General features: G+C 50.3%; 1 protein-coding gene. It reads right to left on the reverse strand.

Annotated elements, in window-relative coordinates; genetic code table 11:
- Window positions 1-314, reverse strand: a 314-nt coding sequence (locus ACTHUT_RS21945; protein WP_440419937.1) for a DEAD/DEAH box helicase, incomplete at its 3' end; no start/stop codon positions are given.
- Window positions 315-455 lie beyond the last annotated feature (141 nt).

Genomic DNA, 455 nt, shown 5'->3' on the forward strand with positions numbered 1-455 from the left:
TTCTTAATGTATGCCTGCACGTTTTGATCGATTTGATCGGCCAGTTCGCGGGTCGGGGTCAATACCAACATGCGGACAGGATGCATGGCAGGGGAGGTGCTGGATGTGGCGTAGCGTTTCAGGCGTTCGAGGCTGGGCAGCATAAAGGCGGCGGTTTTACCTGTGCCGGTTTGTGCTGCGGCTAAAAGGTCGTGTCCTGCCAAGGCTTTAGGAATCGCTGCGGCTTGAATAGGCGTCGGGTTTTCATAACCCTGATCGGTGAGGGCAGAGACTAATTCGCTGCCTAAACCGAGTGAAGAGAAAGGATTCATGATGGTGGCTTTCTGTTCAGACGGCCTTCTGAATGATGAGGCCGTCTGAAAAATCTGATTCTGAAATGGATAAACCGCAGTATGATTTTGATTCTGCGGTTTGAAAAAAGGGGGAGCGGAATAATCCGTCAAGTAGTTCATTAT

This window comes from Neisseria sp. P0022.S010, assembly GCF_051956635.1.